General features: G+C 43.7%; 20 protein-coding genes and 1 tRNA gene (1 of these 21 only partly in view). 7 read left to right on the top strand and 14 right to left on the bottom strand.

Annotation, left to right across the window (positions count from 1 at the left end):
* Window positions 1-3 precede the first annotated feature (3 nt).
* The 11 genes from B2U90_RS10720 to B2U90_RS10670 all read right to left on the bottom strand — a co-directional run bounded on the left by B2U90_RS10720 (window position 4) and on the right by B2U90_RS10670 (window position 7,945).
* A complete protein-coding gene (locus B2U90_RS10720) occupies window positions 4-858 on the bottom strand; it encodes a phage capsid protein (RefSeq protein WP_292017765.1) in 855 nt (284 codons plus the stop codon).
* A complete protein-coding gene (locus B2U90_RS10715) occupies window positions 858-1,535 on the bottom strand; it encodes a hypothetical protein (RefSeq protein ID WP_292017764.1) in 678 nt (225 codons plus the stop codon). The genes B2U90_RS10720 and B2U90_RS10715 overlap by 1 nt, the downstream gene beginning before the upstream one ends.
* Before the next feature lie 118 nt (window positions 1,536-1,653).
* Entirely contained in the window at window positions 1,654-1,893 is a 240-nt protein-coding gene (locus B2U90_RS10710) for a hypothetical protein (RefSeq protein WP_292017763.1), read from the bottom strand.
* 2 nt (window positions 1,894-1,895) lie between these two features.
* Entirely contained in the window at window positions 1,896-3,329 is a 1,434-nt protein-coding gene (locus tag B2U90_RS10705) for a hypothetical protein (protein ID WP_292017762.1), read from the bottom strand.
* 2 nt (window positions 3,330-3,331) lie between these two features.
* Window positions 3,332-4,648: a hypothetical protein gene (locus B2U90_RS10700; protein WP_292017761.1), complete on the bottom strand. Its 1,317-nt coding sequence runs from the start codon at window positions 4,646-4,648 to the stop codon at window positions 3,332-3,334.
* A 9-nt stretch (window positions 4,649-4,657) separates the two neighbouring features.
* On the bottom strand, window positions 4,658-5,911 hold the full coding sequence (locus B2U90_RS10695; RefSeq protein ID WP_292017760.1) for a PBSX family phage terminase large subunit: 1,254 nt from the start codon (window positions 5,909-5,911) through the stop codon (window positions 4,658-4,660).
* The gene (locus B2U90_RS10690; RefSeq protein ID WP_292017759.1) at window positions 5,889-6,785 is read right to left on the bottom strand and encodes an ATP-binding protein; all 897 of its coding nucleotides are present in this window, start codon (window positions 6,783-6,785) and stop codon (window positions 5,889-5,891) included. Before B2U90_RS10690 ends, B2U90_RS10695 begins: the two co-directional genes overlap by 23 nt.
* 201 nt (window positions 6,786-6,986) lie before the next feature.
* Window positions 6,987-7,148 (bottom strand): hypothetical protein, encoded by a 162-nt coding sequence (locus tag B2U90_RS10685; RefSeq protein WP_292017758.1) that lies wholly within the window; start codon window positions 7,146-7,148, stop codon window positions 6,987-6,989.
* An 83-nt stretch (window positions 7,149-7,231) separates the two neighbouring features.
* Window positions 7,232-7,462: a hypothetical protein gene (locus B2U90_RS10680; RefSeq protein WP_292017757.1), complete on the bottom strand. Its 231-nt coding sequence runs from the start codon at window positions 7,460-7,462 to the stop codon at window positions 7,232-7,234.
* 13 nt (window positions 7,463-7,475) lie between these two features.
* Complete coding sequence (locus B2U90_RS10675) at window positions 7,476-7,697, bottom strand: hypothetical protein (RefSeq protein WP_292017756.1); 222 nt, start codon at window positions 7,695-7,697, stop codon at window positions 7,476-7,478.
* 17 nt (window positions 7,698-7,714) lie between these two features.
* Complete coding sequence (locus B2U90_RS10670; RefSeq protein ID WP_292017755.1) at window positions 7,715-7,945, bottom strand: hypothetical protein; 231 nt, start codon at window positions 7,943-7,945, stop codon at window positions 7,715-7,717.
* 121 nt (window positions 7,946-8,066) lie between these two features.
* Between B2U90_RS10670 and B2U90_RS10665 the strand changes: the two genes are divergently transcribed.
* On the top strand, window positions 8,067-8,822 hold the full coding sequence (locus B2U90_RS10665) for a DUF4393 domain-containing protein (protein WP_292017754.1): 756 nt from the start codon (window positions 8,067-8,069) through the stop codon (window positions 8,820-8,822).
* Between the two features lie 133 nt (window positions 8,823-8,955).
* Here the strand turns inward: B2U90_RS10665 and B2U90_RS10660 are convergent, their stop codons facing one another.
* Complete coding sequence (locus B2U90_RS10660; protein WP_292017753.1) at window positions 8,956-9,141, bottom strand: hypothetical protein; 186 nt, start codon at window positions 9,139-9,141, stop codon at window positions 8,956-8,958.
* 32 nt (window positions 9,142-9,173) lie between these two features.
* The gene (locus B2U90_RS10655; protein WP_292017752.1) at window positions 9,174-9,383 is read right to left on the bottom strand and encodes a helix-turn-helix domain-containing protein; all 210 of its coding nucleotides are present in this window, start codon (window positions 9,381-9,383) and stop codon (window positions 9,174-9,176) included.
* Window positions 9,384-9,569: 186 nt separating this feature from the next.
* Between B2U90_RS10655 and B2U90_RS10650 the strand changes: the two genes are divergently transcribed.
* The 6 genes from B2U90_RS10650 to B2U90_RS10625 all read left to right on the top strand — a co-directional run bounded on the left by B2U90_RS10650 (window position 9,570) and on the right by B2U90_RS10625 (window position 14,881).
* Window positions 9,570-9,959, top strand: coding sequence for a helix-turn-helix domain-containing protein (locus tag B2U90_RS10650; protein ID WP_292017751.1), 390 nt, complete (start codon window positions 9,570-9,572; stop codon window positions 9,957-9,959).
* Window positions 9,956-10,216 carry a hypothetical protein gene (locus tag B2U90_RS10645; protein WP_292017750.1) on the top strand — a complete coding sequence of 87 codons (261 nt, stop codon included), beginning with the start codon at window positions 9,956-9,958 and terminating at the stop codon, window positions 10,214-10,216. The genes B2U90_RS10650 and B2U90_RS10645 overlap by 4 nt, the downstream gene beginning before the upstream one ends.
* A gap of 52 nt (window positions 10,217-10,268) precedes the next feature.
* Window positions 10,269-11,906, top strand: a complete 1,638-nt coding sequence (locus B2U90_RS10640; protein WP_292017749.1) for an ATP-dependent nuclease — start codon at window positions 10,269-10,271, stop codon at window positions 11,904-11,906.
* 58 nt (window positions 11,907-11,964) lie between these two features.
* On the top strand, window positions 11,965-12,834 hold the full coding sequence (locus B2U90_RS10635; RefSeq protein WP_292017748.1) for a DNA adenine methylase: 870 nt from the start codon (window positions 11,965-11,967) through the stop codon (window positions 12,832-12,834).
* A 20-nt stretch (window positions 12,835-12,854) separates the two neighbouring features.
* On the top strand, window positions 12,855-13,598 hold the full coding sequence (locus B2U90_RS10630; protein ID WP_292017747.1) for a Fic family protein: 744 nt from the start codon (window positions 12,855-12,857) through the stop codon (window positions 13,596-13,598).
* 152 nt (window positions 13,599-13,750) lie between these two features.
* Window positions 13,751-14,881, top strand: coding sequence for a tyrosine-type recombinase/integrase (locus tag B2U90_RS10625; protein WP_292017746.1), 1,131 nt, complete (start codon window positions 13,751-13,753; stop codon window positions 14,879-14,881).
* Window positions 14,882-15,098: 217 nt separating this feature from the next.
* Here the strand turns inward: B2U90_RS10625 and B2U90_RS10620 are convergent.
* A tRNA-Ser gene (locus B2U90_RS10620) sits at window positions 15,099-15,170 on the bottom strand; it runs 88 nt beyond the window's last position.

Raw genomic sequence — 15,170 nt, 5'->3', positions numbered from 1 at the left:
GACTTACGCGCCGGCTGTCGGGTTTGCCGTCATGCAGGCCAGGGCATTAGGCTGTACGACCTGGGCACCATAAACAAACAATCCTTTAATGGCATCACAGAAGGATTTTTCAGGCCGGAAAGCTTCCGTCTTGGTGACCTGGGACGCAAAAGAAATGGCATCCGTCGTACCAGCAATGATTTTGTATTTCGCATTGGCCGTATTCGGTACATTATTAGACTGGTAAATATTGAATCCGGCAGCCGTTCCGATGAGGCCATTAGCCAGGACAGCATCAGTCTTAGCCGTGCCGGCGGCTACAAAACGGTCGTCCTTGAGCATCAGTCCGTAGAACCAGGACGGAACAACGACAAATCGGCCGTCTGCCCGGACATTCTGATTATCCAGAGCACATTTAAGATCTACCAGAGCATCGTATGCCTGGGCCGCCGTGGTCAATGCCAGCGGCGTTGTATCTGTACCAAGCCCTTTTACAACGCCGGCTTTTTTGTAGAAGCCGGCAATGTACTGATCTACAACATCACGGACGCCATAAGATGCACGCTGCATAGCGGCATCAATCAGATTGACATTGGCCTGGGCGGCATCGACGTCATCGACTTTGAATGCAAAATACTTCTGCTGGTCAATTTTTAACTGGGTCGGCGTCCCATCTACATCATCCAGCGTAATGTCTTCCGTCTTTTTGTAATCTTTGATAGAAATATCGCCAATCTGATTGATTGTAACCGTATCACCGGCCTGAGAAATATCGCCTTCGTAATCACGGTTGCACAGATTGCCATAAACAAGGTTCTTATCCAGATGCGCAAGCAGTCTGGCCTCCCATATAGTAGGGATAAACGTGGTAATTGCCATTATTTCTTCACTCCTTTACTGATTTCATCCCAATGCTGATTGATTTCAGCCCGGGACATTCCTTTTAATTCATCCATTGTGTAGGCGCCATGATGAGATCCTCCGCCTCCCTGACCGCTTCCGGGATGACTGTCATTTTTGACCGCCCAGGGATTCGCTTCCAGCCATCCCTTTACCCCGTCTGCAATAGAGACTTCTTTATCTCCGTCTTTGAAAATCAGGCTGCCATCCTCTTTTGCACTCACATTACCCAGAAGTACCTGGGCAAAAACATCCGGCTTCACGGCCTTCCCATCTGTAAGAGCTGCCGTAATCTGTGATTTCATCGTTGACTGGATACGTTTGGCTTTTTCTTCAGCGGCAAGTTTTTCACTGGCAGTATATTTATCAGTCAGCTCTTTGATTTGCTTCTGCATACTGGCCATCTGTGTTCCCATCTGCTGAGGATCACCAATTTTCCTGACAATATCCAGAGTTGCTGTCAGATTGCGCAAGTTCTCGTCGATGTTTTCCCCGTCACGCAGGCCGAGGGCATCCAGTACCTTGTTCCGGCTCACGCGGTTCGTAGCGGCTTCAGCCCGGACCTTGCTGATCGCATCCTGCAGGTCAGCGACCATTGTCCCACCGTTTTCAATCTTACTTAACGCTTCATAAATCTGTTGTAATGTGTATGCCATTTTTGTACCTCCCGGGTATAAAAAAAGATCCGTTCTTTTACGTCTGCGGTCCGCGTCTGGCGGCGAAAAGACACCATATAAAATTGCAACAAAAAAGCGCCTACGTCAGGTAAGCGCCTTATAAACCTTTTATAGCTCGTTGTAAATCCCCATCAATATTGTCTTCTATTACTTCCCATTTTCCAGGGGGAATGCCATCATCATCTAAAGACCCAGGGCTGACAGCTGAATATAAATAATCTTCGCCAGAATCGTCCACAATCCTTAAGAATCCACCTTCAACACCAAGACATTGATAAACCTTATTTGATGTTAAACTGTCTACTCCAAATGACTGCCCTATATATCGGACTTTCATGACTATTCCCTCCTTTCTGTATAACTTTTGATTTTAAATAATATATCTCCCATATCTTTATGATGGTACCAATGAATATCAAAGAGATATTTATCAGATATAATCACTCCGACTACTTTCTGCCATTCCTGTGCCATCCCACCATAAGTTTGTGCCAATTTATCGGCAATCCTCAATTTACTACCGGAACCCAAACCAGCAATAACTTTTTTAGGAATTACCATAGTATGTTCAGGAATAAATGCATCCTTGCCCTTATCTTTGTACATCAATTGCTGGCCTATACTTATTTCTGATTTTATTATATCATCTGCTGTGTTCTCCAGCAATCGGCTCTTTGCCGTGATTGATGACCAATTACGCATATATTGGCGCCAGTCAGCCCTTCCTTTTTCCCAGGCGCGGGCGCCGTCGATTCCCAGTAAATAACAGCGTTTCTGATGAGATTGCCGCTTAAGATAGGCGTTACCGCCATTCCTGATTTGATTGCGCTGTTTGCTCTTGTCAATCTCTGTCACATAGACCAGCGACAGATGGCAGAGGCAGTGCGGATGCACCGGCAGTATAGGCGTCTTATCCTTCGGGAAAATTCCCGGCCCCAGTCCCCAAAGGTCAGCCTGTGCATACATGTCACAGATATCATAGTGCGGATGACGGCTTGACAGCGTCCACTTATAGGCAGCGACATCATCGTCTGTATCATAACGGGCATGGAACCCGTCAGCCCAGGCACGGGCCGATTCCGTCCGGGCAATCCGTTCCGCGACATACCGGCTTTTCTCCTCTACGGCCGTCCTAACGGCGTTTTCCATCGCTACTGTATCATTTGTCTCGACCGCATCCAAAAGTTGCCTATAGGCCGTCTGGAGCGATTTATTGGGTGCTCCGTCAGCACTCATGTTTTCCGTCTGCCGTCTGGCTCTGCGGATGAGACGTTGCAGGGTTGTCCGGTCCTGATCTGTCAGATCTGACCGTCTGGCAAATACTGTTATCGTATCAAGATACTGTGGCAATGACTGCCGGCGGATGATATGACCAGAATTATAGCCGTCATACAATGCCCTGGCCACCCGTGTCGCAGACGCCCCAAGCCTCTGCTGTGCCTGTATTGTCGATATAATCACCTGACGCATTTCGGTTTCAGCACCATGCAGTTTCGCAGACAACGTCATCCCCGACGCATCCCATGCCCCCGTAAGCTCTGGAAGCAATGGGATATCAGAGCCGGCACCAGCAGACGCTGCTTTCTGTATCACTGTATGGACTGCCTCAGTAAAAAATGACGAAACAGCTGCAGTCTGCATAGCCTTATCCACAGCATCGGGAACAGAATAACCGTCCGCCAGGTACATTGCCACTAATGCTATGACTTTCTGGCCCTTTTCTTTGTACGCCATCGAAAAAGCTGTCAGGATTTCCTGTATCGGGCTGTTCATCGTTAATCACCGCCATGTGGTTCCTGATTCGCTTTATCTGCCTGCCGGCGTTTCATGTCCTCGATTAATTCATCAAAGCGTTCATCCGGCATATCTGGGCAGTACACAGCCAGTACCCTTTTCAGAACTTCTTCCTGCAGGCCATCCGTCAGATTCATATCCAATACAGCCTGGGCCTGCGCCAGCTGGTCTGTTACATCGACAATCCCAAAATCGTCCGGATAGGATACCGTATACGTAATATCACTATTCACCCACCGGGCAACCAGTTCCATGACTTCCGTCTCCGCTCTAGCACACTGCATAGCAAAATTGGCTAACTGCTGATTGGTCCGCTCAAATTCCCACTGACGGGCAATCCCACTGTTATTGTTCTGTGTCGTACTGATGACGAACGACAGACTGGCCATACGATACATTTCCTGGATGAGGGACGCAATCTGATTCTGCAGGATAGTAGCCGGGTCAGATGGCGGCGCAATGAACGCCGGCGCATGACTGCTATCCGGAAGGTATCCCAATGCATTGTTTGTCCCGACAACTAAATCGTTGACATCCAGGGATGGAATTGTCAGCAGCGGAAACGTCTGATTACGCAAGATCTCACCCAGCCAGGAACAATGATTATACAAAGCCTTAGCGGTTCGGGCAATAGGTTCCAGTTCCGGCGTCGGCTTCATCGTCCGTTGTTCCAGCATCCTAGGGAAAAGCGGAATGACAGGGACACAGCCCAGTCCATGCTCGCCCGATGATTTCATCAGATTATCACCCCAGATCTCCCATTTAGTACGGTCGTAATACGTATACCGGTACTGATACGTACCGTCTTTTATACTGGCTACCTCCTTGAACCGGACATACAGCAAAGACCCAGTCTGATCTATCCCATATTCTTCCAGGTCCTGCGGCCCCAGTACATATGCAAATGGGATTTCCCGTTGCTGAAGCATTTCGGCAACGGTCCTTGACCGCCGTTCACTGGCATTATCCACCACGATGAAAGATACGCCGTACACTTTGGCCATAATTGCCGCGCGTTTCATAAACGTATGAATGTCTGCACCAGCAGTATCGACATCTTCCAGGAATGCTTTAATTGTCGCAGATGCCGGTCCCTGATAATCCCGTAATGGCTGCCGTTTAAAAATAGGATCTACCAATGCGTTAACGATAGGGCTGAAATAATTTAAATAATACGCATTCGCCTGGCGGAACTGGTAATCTTCCTTTGATTCACGTTTGTGTTTGTTGAGATACGATCCAGTAGCAAATCCTCCTGTCCCATAATACGCATCCCGTAATAATTGATACTCTGCCATGGCTCCCTCCTAATAATTAACGCGCCGGGATACGATTTTATCCCGGTTCATGATTTCAGACAGCCCATAACGAACAGCATCGATGCTATGATTGTTGACATCCGGATACGCGCTGATGAACTGGCCGTCTTTATTGCGTTCATATTCATACGCCACGAATTCCTTGTACGTATTGGGACAGCGCCGCTTATCAATGTAGATATGCGCACGGTTCTGTAGCCAGCGCATTCCGAAATCTATACTGTCCGGACCCTTGCGTGCTCCAGAAATACGAAGGCCGAAGCCTGCCATTTCAGCAATGCTCTTGGGTTCAGCGGCATCAGCCAAGATACGGCTGTCTTTAGCACGAAGTCTGATAGATTCAGCCGCCTGGCTGTTCGTCAGTTTCTGCTGATAGATTTCATCGAAGATATACAGATCTTCCCGTTTCGCGTCGTAGTACATAGCCACGTAAGCCAGTGGATCCACAGCAAAACCGAAGTCCAGGCCGTAGTACAACCTGTCAAAATTTCCGACAAGTTCATTGCTCATGGCCATGTCCTCGACGTTCTCAAAGACAGCACCGCCGGTGCCTGTGACTTCGCCCAGGTACTCATGACGGTAAGCCATTTCATTTTTAGCTTTGAGCTTCTCAGCGTCTTCAAAGAACCGTTCCCCCAGCCATTCCCGGGGTACGCCCAGATACGTCGAATGATGGACCAGTCTGTCCGGATCATCAAAAAGTTTTTCCTCGTTGACCCAGTTGTTCTGACTTTTCGGCGGGTTGAAAGAGCAGAACTCCCAGAAGACAGGGCCGCCGCGAAGCAGTGACTGGTTCAGGTTGCGGATTTCTTCCATCCCGCTGAACTGGTCCAGTTCTTCTATCCAGCAAATCCCGACGTAGCCGAACGGCAGTTTGATGGACTTAATTTTCTGCGGGTCATCGACGCCGAAGAAAAGAATTTTCTGCCCGGTCCGCTTATACGTAATCTCATGAGGAGACGTCTTGAAGCGGAACTTATCCGTCAGCCCCAGGGCATCAATGCCCCACTGCATCTGCGGATAAACACTGTTTTTGATAGTGTTGCCGACTTTCCGGAGTACGACGGCATGACAATCCGGATTCTTGATCATTAGCGGCGGTATCTCGATACTGATATCAGATGACTTCGTAGATCCGCGCCCGCCTTCCAGCCAATAATAGGTATGGTCATGCTGCTTTATGTCCTGATGTAAGCCCCAGAAGTGAGGCGCTATGATATTACTCAGTCTTATGGTCTTCATGGTCCGCTCCTATATCATCAATGATCTGAACGTCGTTATCATCATCCTGCCCGGCATCCTTCAATTCCTGTTCCAGCTTTGCCAACTTTAACCGCTGCTCTTTCACATCCATATCAGATGGATAGCGCTTCAGCAGGTTTTCGGCTGCCTTCCTTGCTGTTACACAATCCTGTTCGGCCTGCTTCAGTGCCGCTTTTGCCCGGTCAAAGGCAATCTGCGCTTCTGCCAGTACTTTGTTGTAATGGGCTTCTTTTTCCCGCTTGCGCTGGTTTTCTCCATTCTTTGCCAGGATGGCCTGCTGTCTCTGGATGAGCTCGGATGCGCTGATCGGTTCTGCCGGCGCATCGGGATACCAGGCCAGTTCTTCCGCGTGTTTCTTTTTCCGGTCAGCAATCCGGCCGACTTCCAGGCGCTGGTTATACAGAGATTTTTCTTCCCGGTCTAAAACGGCCAGCTGGTCACCGACGCCGATAATCTGTAACAGTGTTTCCGCCTTTTCATCATTCCGGGCGTCCATGAATTTTGGAAGGTTCAGGGCCAGTTTTTCAATGAAGCTGTCTAAGAGCTGCTGACCGGCTTTCTTCCCTGACGGGTCGATGACATGAAGTGCAGATGATTTGCCTTTGCGTTCTACTACCAGGCCGTTACTGAGTTCGATGTGGATAGACGGTGGAGCGGCACTGCCGATGCGCTGTGATTCCGACGGCTTGAGTTTATTGCCCCCCAGAGCCCAGGCAATGGCATCCAATACGGAAGTCTTTCCCTGGCCATTCCGGCCGCCGATGACGGTCAGCCCGTTCTCCGTCGGCGTCAGCGTAACAGCCTTGACACGTTTTACATTTTCAATTTCCAGTTGTCTGATTTTTACTGACATATATCTCATCCTTTCTATGGTATAATCACACTCATAAGGAGGTGAGCCTAATGAGCGCGGAAGAAATAACAAAAGAAATCGTAGTCGCAATGATTCAAAAAGGATACTTTGATGAATGTACTGACAATCATAATCAATCGTCTCGAACAGACGAGCGAATTCGGTTAATATCTAAGGTATTTAGGGAAATATGTTCGACCGTCAAAGATGCGCGGTAATTATCATCACATTTTCTCTGATTTCCTTAAGAGTATCAGGATTTATTGTCGCTACAGAACTATGCATTGCGTCCTGTATTAAAAACAATGTCAGTTCTTCAAAAGCATTGGTGATTTTTTCTTTATTCTGATTTTGCAGTTCCATAAGTTACCTCCATCTGGTATAATGAATTTGAGTGTTTTTGTATGTGGTCGTTGTCTGGTGGTGCAGACAGCGGCCATTTTTTTTTAATGGACAATCAAATTGTTGACCCACATAATGTATCCCACCATGAGGATCATCACGAGTAATCCGCCCAGGAACATGGCGATAGATATCGCTGTGTCCGCCTGGCTTTCCAGTCTCATTATGTCTTCCAGGAGCCAGTCGTCCTGATTGTCCGGTGATTGTTCCAGTTCTGGCTCTGGGTTATGTCGGGAATTAATCCATGGTGCCGGCGTCTGTAATTCCTGTTTCATGTTTTTTCCCTCCTCACTGAACAAAGCTTTTTGTCTTCCAGAATTTTTCAAAATCGGCAATGTTGACGCGGATCATACGGTTATATGCGACGACACTGGTCCGCCATTTTTTACTGGCCCGCATCTCATTGATAAGAGCCCGTGTATGAGTCATGCCCAAATCATAAAGCTTTGCCAGATTGGCCGGACTGGCATATAGCTGTTCCAGCCGGACCACTTCTACATTTTTTGTCATGTGGCAATCTCCTTTCTTTATAAAATCCAATCTCCTGCCTGCTTTAAAATGTCGTATATCATAGCAGGTACATTATCACAGGCGATATTTACATACTGTACCGATCCGGACAGCAGGTCTGTTACTTCTACTAATTCATTTCCAAGTAGATCAAACTGGAAATGTTTATCGTCTAATGCCAGTGCCTTTTCAAAGTAATCTAATGCTTGTACTTTCTTTCGGCGCTCTTCCATAATCAAATCATCCATCTATGTCATCTCCTTTCTGCTCCCATCTGGTATAATGACCATGAAGGGAAGTGATGACTATACGTATTAATTTTTGCTCATAAACTTCTAATTCTGTTTATTTAAAAAAGGAGAGATTCTAATGGATCCAATCATCGTATCAGTAGCAACAGCAGCTCTGACCTCACTCACTACCAAAGGAGCTGACGCTCCTGCAAAAACGCTAAATCTGCTTTGGCAAGCAACCTTTGGTAGATGGGATGAAAAACTCAAGCAAACTGTTGAAGCGAATATTCGCCGTTATGCAAAAGACATCGATGATGAAGTAAGTAAAATCCCAAACGACTCAATTAATAATAATCCCGACATTAGTGTTATCGGGCCTGCATTAGAGGCATCAAAATATTACGTAGAAAAAACGGATGTACGAAAAATGTTTGCTAAATTAATAGCGGCTGAATTTGATGCACGAAGTTCTGATAAAGTTCATATTGCTTTTGTAGAAATCATTAAGCAAATGTCTGCTAACGACGCCAAACTATTGAAAATATTACCTAAGGTAGGCCCATTGGCTGAATTCAGACTATATGCCAATGATCGTAAGTCCTATACTTCTTTAGGCAAAGACATTATCTACATTCCAGGTTTGATAGAAACTAACTTCGAAAACAATGCAATTTCTATCAATAACTTATCCCGCCTTGGAATTGTTGAGTTGAGCCATGTTTCATCACTCGTTGACGAAACTATTTACAAGGCCTACGAAGTTTTTGATGAATATAAACAAGGTACAAAGATAGTTCAAGAGCATCCAGACAATTACAGTAGCATGGAAGTTTCCAGTGGGTCGTTTTCTATTACACCCTTTGGAGATGTCTTTAAAAAGATTTGCCTATAGTTTTTGGATTTTTTCCCACATAAACTCTCCCATCTTTACGGCCAACCATCCTGCAACGGTAACATTAATAATGGTTGAAACTAAAATCATTAGACAAATAAAAATATAGTTTTCCATTTTAGCCTCCAGATAATTAATTTTTTGAAGATTCCATATCAAACCATCTTTTTATTGATTCGCAGGAAAGGTCATCAAGCGCCAGCTTGGTGCCCTTTTCTTTATATTGACGGTCAATGATGGCTTTGATACGTCGCCATTCGTTCGCTTTTAGCCCATTCACTAATTGCAATACAATGGCTAATTTTTCTTCGTTCGTCATTTACGTGCCTCCTTACTGTTTAATTTTGTCACTTAACGCGTAACCTCATCAGCAAAAAAAATTTCTACAGGATTTTTGATGTTTAGTTCTTTAACCATTTTATACATCTCGTCTGAATCAAATACTCCTTTTTTCATTTTTTCATAAAAGGTTTTAGGTGAAATTCCTAACAATTCAGCAACTTGTACTTGAGATTTTCTTTCGCGGGCAATAATTCCACGTAATGCGTCTGTATCAACCATTTATATTCACCCCCTTTCTTGTTACGTAATACGTAACTTTCATAGTTAAAGTATACATTCTACATTGTTTCGTGTCAAGTGATTTTCGACCTAATTTAACACTTTTTTGTTGCGTAATAAGTAATTTTTGTGATATAATGCAGTTGCAAGACACATACTAATGATATCAAAAAGAGAGGACTTATTATGGCGATGTTAAATAGAAATATAAAAAAAGCAAGATTACAGCAGAATATGACTTTGGATGATGTCGCCAAAATTGTTGGCGTTAGTAAACAAACAATTCAGCGGTACGAATCAGGGGTAATTGGAAATATTCCATCAGATAAAATTGAAAAAATCGCAATAGCCTTACATACTACACCTGGAGCACTTATGGGCTGGGACTCAGACGCCCCTACAAATGATGGCTACTACACCGACCCGGAAGTTGCCCAGCTGGCTGAAGAGCTGCGTACAAACCCGGAGAAGCGCATCTTGTTCGATGCCAGCAAAGACCTGAGTAAAGACGATATCGATATTGTCCTGAATCTGATTCATGGATTGAAAGCAAAGGAAGGCAAGAACGAAGAGTGAATATTGTATTGACGTATCAGATACTGCCCTTCCACATCCGGGCACTTACACACGAAAACGAGGACGGCAGCTATACCATCCTGATTAATACCAACCTATGCCATAAACGACAAATGGCAGCCGTATTGCACGAACTGACGCATATTCAAGGCAATGACTTTACCAATGAAGAACAGGCTGACCTGCTTGAAAAGATGATTCATACGCAGAAACAAAACATCGTAGATTTGTCAGAGTTTGAGTTTTTTATTGCTTAAAAGACATCAGAAATAATCTCTTAATCGCAATGACTTATAGGAGTGATTTATTTTGAAAATTAGCAAATTAAGCATTAACAATTTTCGTCTTTTCAAGAATCAGGATTTTCTTTTAGGAAGATATATCACCATTTTTTCTGGGACTAACGCAGTTGGAAAATCAACATTACTAGGAATATTAGGTAATTCTAGTGAGTTGAAAATTAAAGACGGGCGCCCAATTCTACAAAAGCAATTTCGTACTGAATTTAGTGAAATTTTTAAAATGAGTCAAGATTTTGACCAAACTCAATCTAATATCTTAACTATTAATTTCGATGACGGTGACTCTAGAGTCTGTAGAATAACCTGGCAAACACACAAAAAAACTGATCTTAAAACAGCAGAAAAGCAAATTAAATTACGACCAAGAATTATCCCTGAATATGTAGATAAGAAAAGTAAAAAGCGACATTCTAAAAAGAAAAATTGGCCAACTTTATTTTTAGGGCTTTCAAGATTTTACCCTTTGGGAGAGTCTGATACCCAAGATTTAAAAAGGAAAAAATATACAGATAAATTCCCCACTCTCACAGAAAAGAGAAATAAAGCTTATACACAAATCCTTTCACTTCCTAATGACATAAAAGAAACAAGTACAATATCTATTGATGAGACTGCTAGAAAACAAGTCGTCGGAATCACTACTTCAAATTATGACTATCTCACTAATTCAGCAGGGCAGGATAATCTGGGGCAAATTTTACTTGCAGTAGATTCCTTTAGATTACTGAAAGAGTCTCGTAAGGAGCATTATAACGGCGGGCTTTTATTGATCGATGAAATAGATGCTACGTTACATCCTTCCGCACAAAACAGATTATTCGATTATCTCTTAAAATCAGCAAAGGAACTAGATTTACAAATTGTTTGTACTACACATAGTTTAAGCTTGCTAAGTTATATTTCAAAAAAAACAGCACATAATATTATCGATAATAACAATGTTATCGAACTGTATTATATGAGTATTGCTAATAATGTAGAAGAAGTAAAAACACTTAGAAATCCCCGATACGACGTTATTCGTTCACTGCTTCTAGAAGATCCAATTCTTCAAGATACACATAAGGCTCAAATTTTGACAGAAGATGATGAAGCTAGATGGTTCATAAAAAATATAATAAAAGGTACAACACTAGAAAATCATTTTAGCTTTTTACCTATAAAAATTGGAAAAAATTCCATGATATCTTTAATTAAGGGAGATCCGCTCTATGCCAGTACCAAAATTGTTATCTTTGACGGCGATATCCCTCAAGATCAATCAACACTTCACGCCATAGAAAATTTAAAAAATAATGAAGTTTATACTATATTAATACTGCCTGGTCGAATGTCGCCTGAGCAAACTTTAAATCATTTTTTAAGAAATTCTTCTGAAAGTTCTGACCAATATTTTGATCGAGAAGATTGTTTCTTACACGGAATAACCAGAACACTTTTCCAGCATGAGACTTTAACTGATCCAGATACGGTAAATAGAGATTCATATAAAAAATGGTTTCAAAAATATCAGACCACTTTCGATGCAACAAACTTATTTCATTTCTATGCCTTACAACATGAAAAAGAACTAAACGAATTTCGCAATCAGTTAGAAAAAGCTTATAACAAACTATCAAAAAGGATTTTCCTTCCTCCCCTATAACTAGCAATGGCCAACCTATATAGATTTTGATATACTTAATTTCAAAGGAGGTGACAATATGCCAAGTAATAATTCACCATTACGCTATCCTGGCGGAAAATCCCAGCTATTCAAATACATTTCTCATATTTTAGAAATAAACCATTTAGAAAATGCAACATATTGTGAAGCTTTTTGCGGCGGTGCAGGCGTGGCCATGTCGTTACTCTTAAATAATAAGGTAAGCCAAGTCATACTAAATGATTACGATCCGGCAATCTATTCCGTATGGTATGCGATCCTTAACCACGCCGATAACATGGTAAAAAAAATATTAAACACTCCTGTAACCTTGGAAGAATGGCATAAACAACGTGCCATATACAACCGACTAAAAAATATTCATGGGTATAATTTCGATTTAGCATGGGCAACATTTTTCTTAAATCGTACAAATCGGTCGGGAATTATTGAAGGCGGCCCTATTGGCGGCTTAAATCAAACCGCTAAGTATAAGCTTGACTGTCGTTTTAACAAGCCGAAGCTCGTCAAAAAAATACAAAAAATATATGCTCTGCGCAACAGAATACATCTTTATAATCAAGATGGTCGAGAGTTTATTCATCAAATCATTGAACCATTTGATGCAAACATATTTATTTTCTTCGACCCACCATATTTCAAACAAGGGAAAAAGCTTTACAAAAACGCACTTGATGTAGGGTATCACGCCGAACTATCTCAAATCATACAAGGTCTTGAACAGCGTCATTGGATAGTGACTTACGACAATGTTGAGGAAATTCGAGACTTATATGCAAACTGTGATGGTTGGCAGTACAAAATTCGATATACGGCCAATGAAAAACGCAGTGAGTCCGAGTTAATATATAAAAGCCCTATTACGCACCTTGACTCATTTGAACGCGTAACCTTAGAGAGAATATAAAATATTGAAAGGCACATATCATGAACCAAATCTTAACCGAAATCGACACCCTAAAAAATACACTGCGTGGCCTGCGCCCGCTGAGTAAAACCGAACTGCAACGGCTGCGCGATGAATTTATCATCGAGACGACGTACAATTCCAACGCTATCGAGGGCAATACGCTGACGCTTCGTGAGACGGCCCTTATCCTGCAGGAAGGCATTACCATTGCCGAAAAGCCCCTGCGCGACCATCTCGATGTCATCGGCTTCAAGGACGCCTTTTACTATATCATCGACTTGGCGTCGCACAACACGCCGCTGACGGAATCGGACATCAAGACGATCCATTCCCTCGTCTTGATGAACGACAGGGAAAACCGCGGCAAGTATCGCAACGTCCCAGTCCGAATTCTCGGCGCGCTCCATACACCGCCGCAGCCGTACATGGTGCAGCCGGCCGTTGAGCAGCTGATCCAACAGTATGAAGAATGGAAACAGGAAAGGCACATCATCGAAGCCGTGGCACTGCTCCATCTTGAATTTGAATCCGTTCATCCGTTCATCGACGGCAACGGGCGCACAGGCCGCTTACTGCTAAACTTTGAGCTAATAAAAAACGGCTTGCTCCCCGTCGACATCAAATTCACGGACCGACGCAAGTATTACGACTGCTTCGACGCGTACCACGCCGACAATAAAAATCCAGAAAAAATGGTATCGCTCATCGCCAAATACGAAAAGGCCGAATTAGAACGATACATCGAAATTATCAAACAATAAAAAAATCCCGTCTCCTGTTACCAGCAGAAGACGGGATGCGCCGGTGGTATTACCAGTACCGTACCGGCAATGTAAAAAGCCACCCAATGGGCTGATTTACGTTTACAGTATACCACGAATCAGCCTTTTATATCCATAAGGAGGTTGATATTATGTGGATGGAAAAAACAAAGACCGGTTATGCTTTCCGGGAAACATACGTTGAACCTTTGACAGGCAAACGGAAAAAAGTATCCGTGACGATGCCATCGAAATCCAATATGGCCAAAAAGGCCGCTGCCGAAAAGCTACAACTGATGATACAGGAAAAGACCAATTGCCACGGGACAAATGTATTGCTTTTCGATATCATTCAATCGTACATCAACAGCCGGCAGGGATTCGTAAAAGATTCTACTCTTCTCGGCTATCAGATGGTACAAAAACGGCTGCATGAATACTTCCCGGAAGATACCCAGGTACAACTGATAACTCCTGTATACCTGCAGGATGTCATCACCAGACTGGTAAAACGGTTTTCCTATGCATATGGCAAGAAAGTATATACTGTACTGAATGCATCATTCCTTCTAGCTGAACGCCTGGGGCAGATAGATTCGGCCGACGTTGTCCGCCGGATATCGGTACCAAAACCACAGCAGTCTGTGGAAGACGTTGAGCATAAACGGGAAAAGTTCTTGTCCAGGAAGGAACTGCATGATGTATTATCACGGATCCGTGAAAAATCTCCCACCGTGGCACTGATCTGCGAATTCCAGTCACTGACAGGGCTGCGTTTCGGGGAACTGGCAGCACTGCGTGACAAGGATTATGATGGGCATGAGATATATGTCAATGCTACCCTTGTATGGGCACGGAAAAAGGGAGACATTCCACATCGTGGCAGTCCGAAAAATATCTACTCTATCCGGCATGTCAAGCTGGATAAACGTGCCAGGGAAATCCTGGAACATTTCCAGCTACGGAATAAACGCCGGCGCCTTTGGGAACCAACACAACATGACAAGGATGACGAATCATATATCTTCACCAATACTGATGGCGGTCCCATAGATCTATCATACGTCAATAAGATTCTGCGTCAGATCCATTATGACAAACACCTGAGCACGCATATCTTCCGGCATACCCATATCAGTATACTGGCGGAAGCCGGGGTATCTCTCAAAGCAATCATGCAGCGTGTCGGTCACAACGAACCGGCAACGACATTGTCAGTCTATACGCACGTTACCGATGCCATGGAAAACGAAGCCGTCGAAGCTATTGAAAAAATAACCTAACCATTGAAAAGCGCATGGTTGTGCGGTTTATAGGCCTTCGTTCCCTATTTTTTTTAAACGAAATGCTCAAAAATTCCCTAATAGGGAATAGATAGGGAATACCTATAGTTCTTTTGTGATAATATGCGATACGGAAATATTTTTATAAACACGAAAACGGCCCTGTACTAAGCGATTTATGTATCGCTATATATCGTACAGAGCCGTTTCATTGCTTTGGCGGAGAGAGAGGGATTTGAACCCTCGGTACAGCTGTAGCCGTACACATGATTTCCAATCATGCTCCTTC

The organism is Megasphaera sp. UBA4233, assembly GCF_002395615.1.
Taxonomy (GTDB): domain Bacteria; phylum Bacillota; class Negativicutes; order Veillonellales; family Megasphaeraceae; genus Megasphaera; species Megasphaera hexanoica.
The sequence above is the reverse complement of the archived record's forward strand: the minus strand, read 5'-3'. Positions and strand labels throughout refer to the sequence as shown.

Excerpts from the sequence above, each read along its gene's own strand:
- B2U90_RS10720 (WP_292017765.1), bottom strand. The coding sequence starts at position 858 with ATGGCAATTACCACGTTTATCCCTACTATATGGGAGGCCAGACTGCTT.
- B2U90_RS10715 (WP_292017764.1), bottom strand. The coding sequence starts at position 1,535 with ATGGCATACACATTACAACAGATTTATGAAGCGTTAAGTAAGATTGAA.
- B2U90_RS10710 (WP_292017763.1), bottom strand. The coding sequence starts at position 1,893 with ATGAAAGTCCGATATATAGGGCAGTCATTTGGAGTAGACAGTTTAACA.
- B2U90_RS10705 (WP_292017762.1), bottom strand. The coding sequence starts at position 3,329 with ATGAACAGCCCGATACAGGAAATCCTGACAGCTTTTTCGATGGCGTAC.
- B2U90_RS10700 (WP_292017761.1), bottom strand. The coding sequence starts at position 4,648 with ATGGCAGAGTATCAATTATTACGGGATGCGTATTATGGGACAGGAGGA.
- B2U90_RS10695 (WP_292017760.1), bottom strand. The coding sequence starts at position 5,911 with ATGAAGACCATAAGACTGAGTAATATCATAGCGCCTCACTTCTGGGGC.
- B2U90_RS10690 (WP_292017759.1), bottom strand. The coding sequence starts at position 6,785 with ATGTCAGTAAAAATCAGACAACTGGAAATTGAAAATGTAAAACGTGTC.
- B2U90_RS10685 (WP_292017758.1), bottom strand. The coding sequence starts at position 7,148 with ATGGAACTGCAAAATCAGAATAAAGAAAAAATCACCAATGCTTTTGAA.
- B2U90_RS10680 (WP_292017757.1), bottom strand. The coding sequence starts at position 7,462 with ATGAAACAGGAATTACAGACGCCGGCACCATGGATTAATTCCCGACAT.
- B2U90_RS10675 (WP_292017756.1), bottom strand. The coding sequence starts at position 7,697 with ATGACAAAAAATGTAGAAGTGGTCCGGCTGGAACAGCTATATGCCAGT.
- B2U90_RS10670 (WP_292017755.1), bottom strand. The coding sequence starts at position 7,945 with ATGGATGATTTGATTATGGAAGAGCGCCGAAAGAAAGTACAAGCATTA.
- B2U90_RS10665 (WP_292017754.1), top strand. The coding sequence starts at position 8,067 with ATGGATCCAATCATCGTATCAGTAGCAACAGCAGCTCTGACCTCACTC.
- B2U90_RS10660 (WP_292017753.1), bottom strand. The coding sequence starts at position 9,141 with ATGACGAACGAAGAAAAATTAGCCATTGTATTGCAATTAGTGAATGGG.
- B2U90_RS10655 (WP_292017752.1), bottom strand. The coding sequence starts at position 9,383 with ATGGTTGATACAGACGCATTACGTGGAATTATTGCCCGCGAAAGAAAA.
- B2U90_RS10650 (WP_292017751.1), top strand. The coding sequence starts at position 9,570 with ATGGCGATGTTAAATAGAAATATAAAAAAAGCAAGATTACAGCAGAAT.
- B2U90_RS10635 (WP_292017748.1), top strand. The coding sequence starts at position 11,965 with ATGCCAAGTAATAATTCACCATTACGCTATCCTGGCGGAAAATCCCAG.
- B2U90_RS10630 (WP_292017747.1), top strand. The coding sequence starts at position 12,855 with ATGAACCAAATCTTAACCGAAATCGACACCCTAAAAAATACACTGCGT.
- B2U90_RS10625 (WP_292017746.1), top strand. The coding sequence starts at position 13,751 with ATGTGGATGGAAAAAACAAAGACCGGTTATGCTTTCCGGGAAACATAC.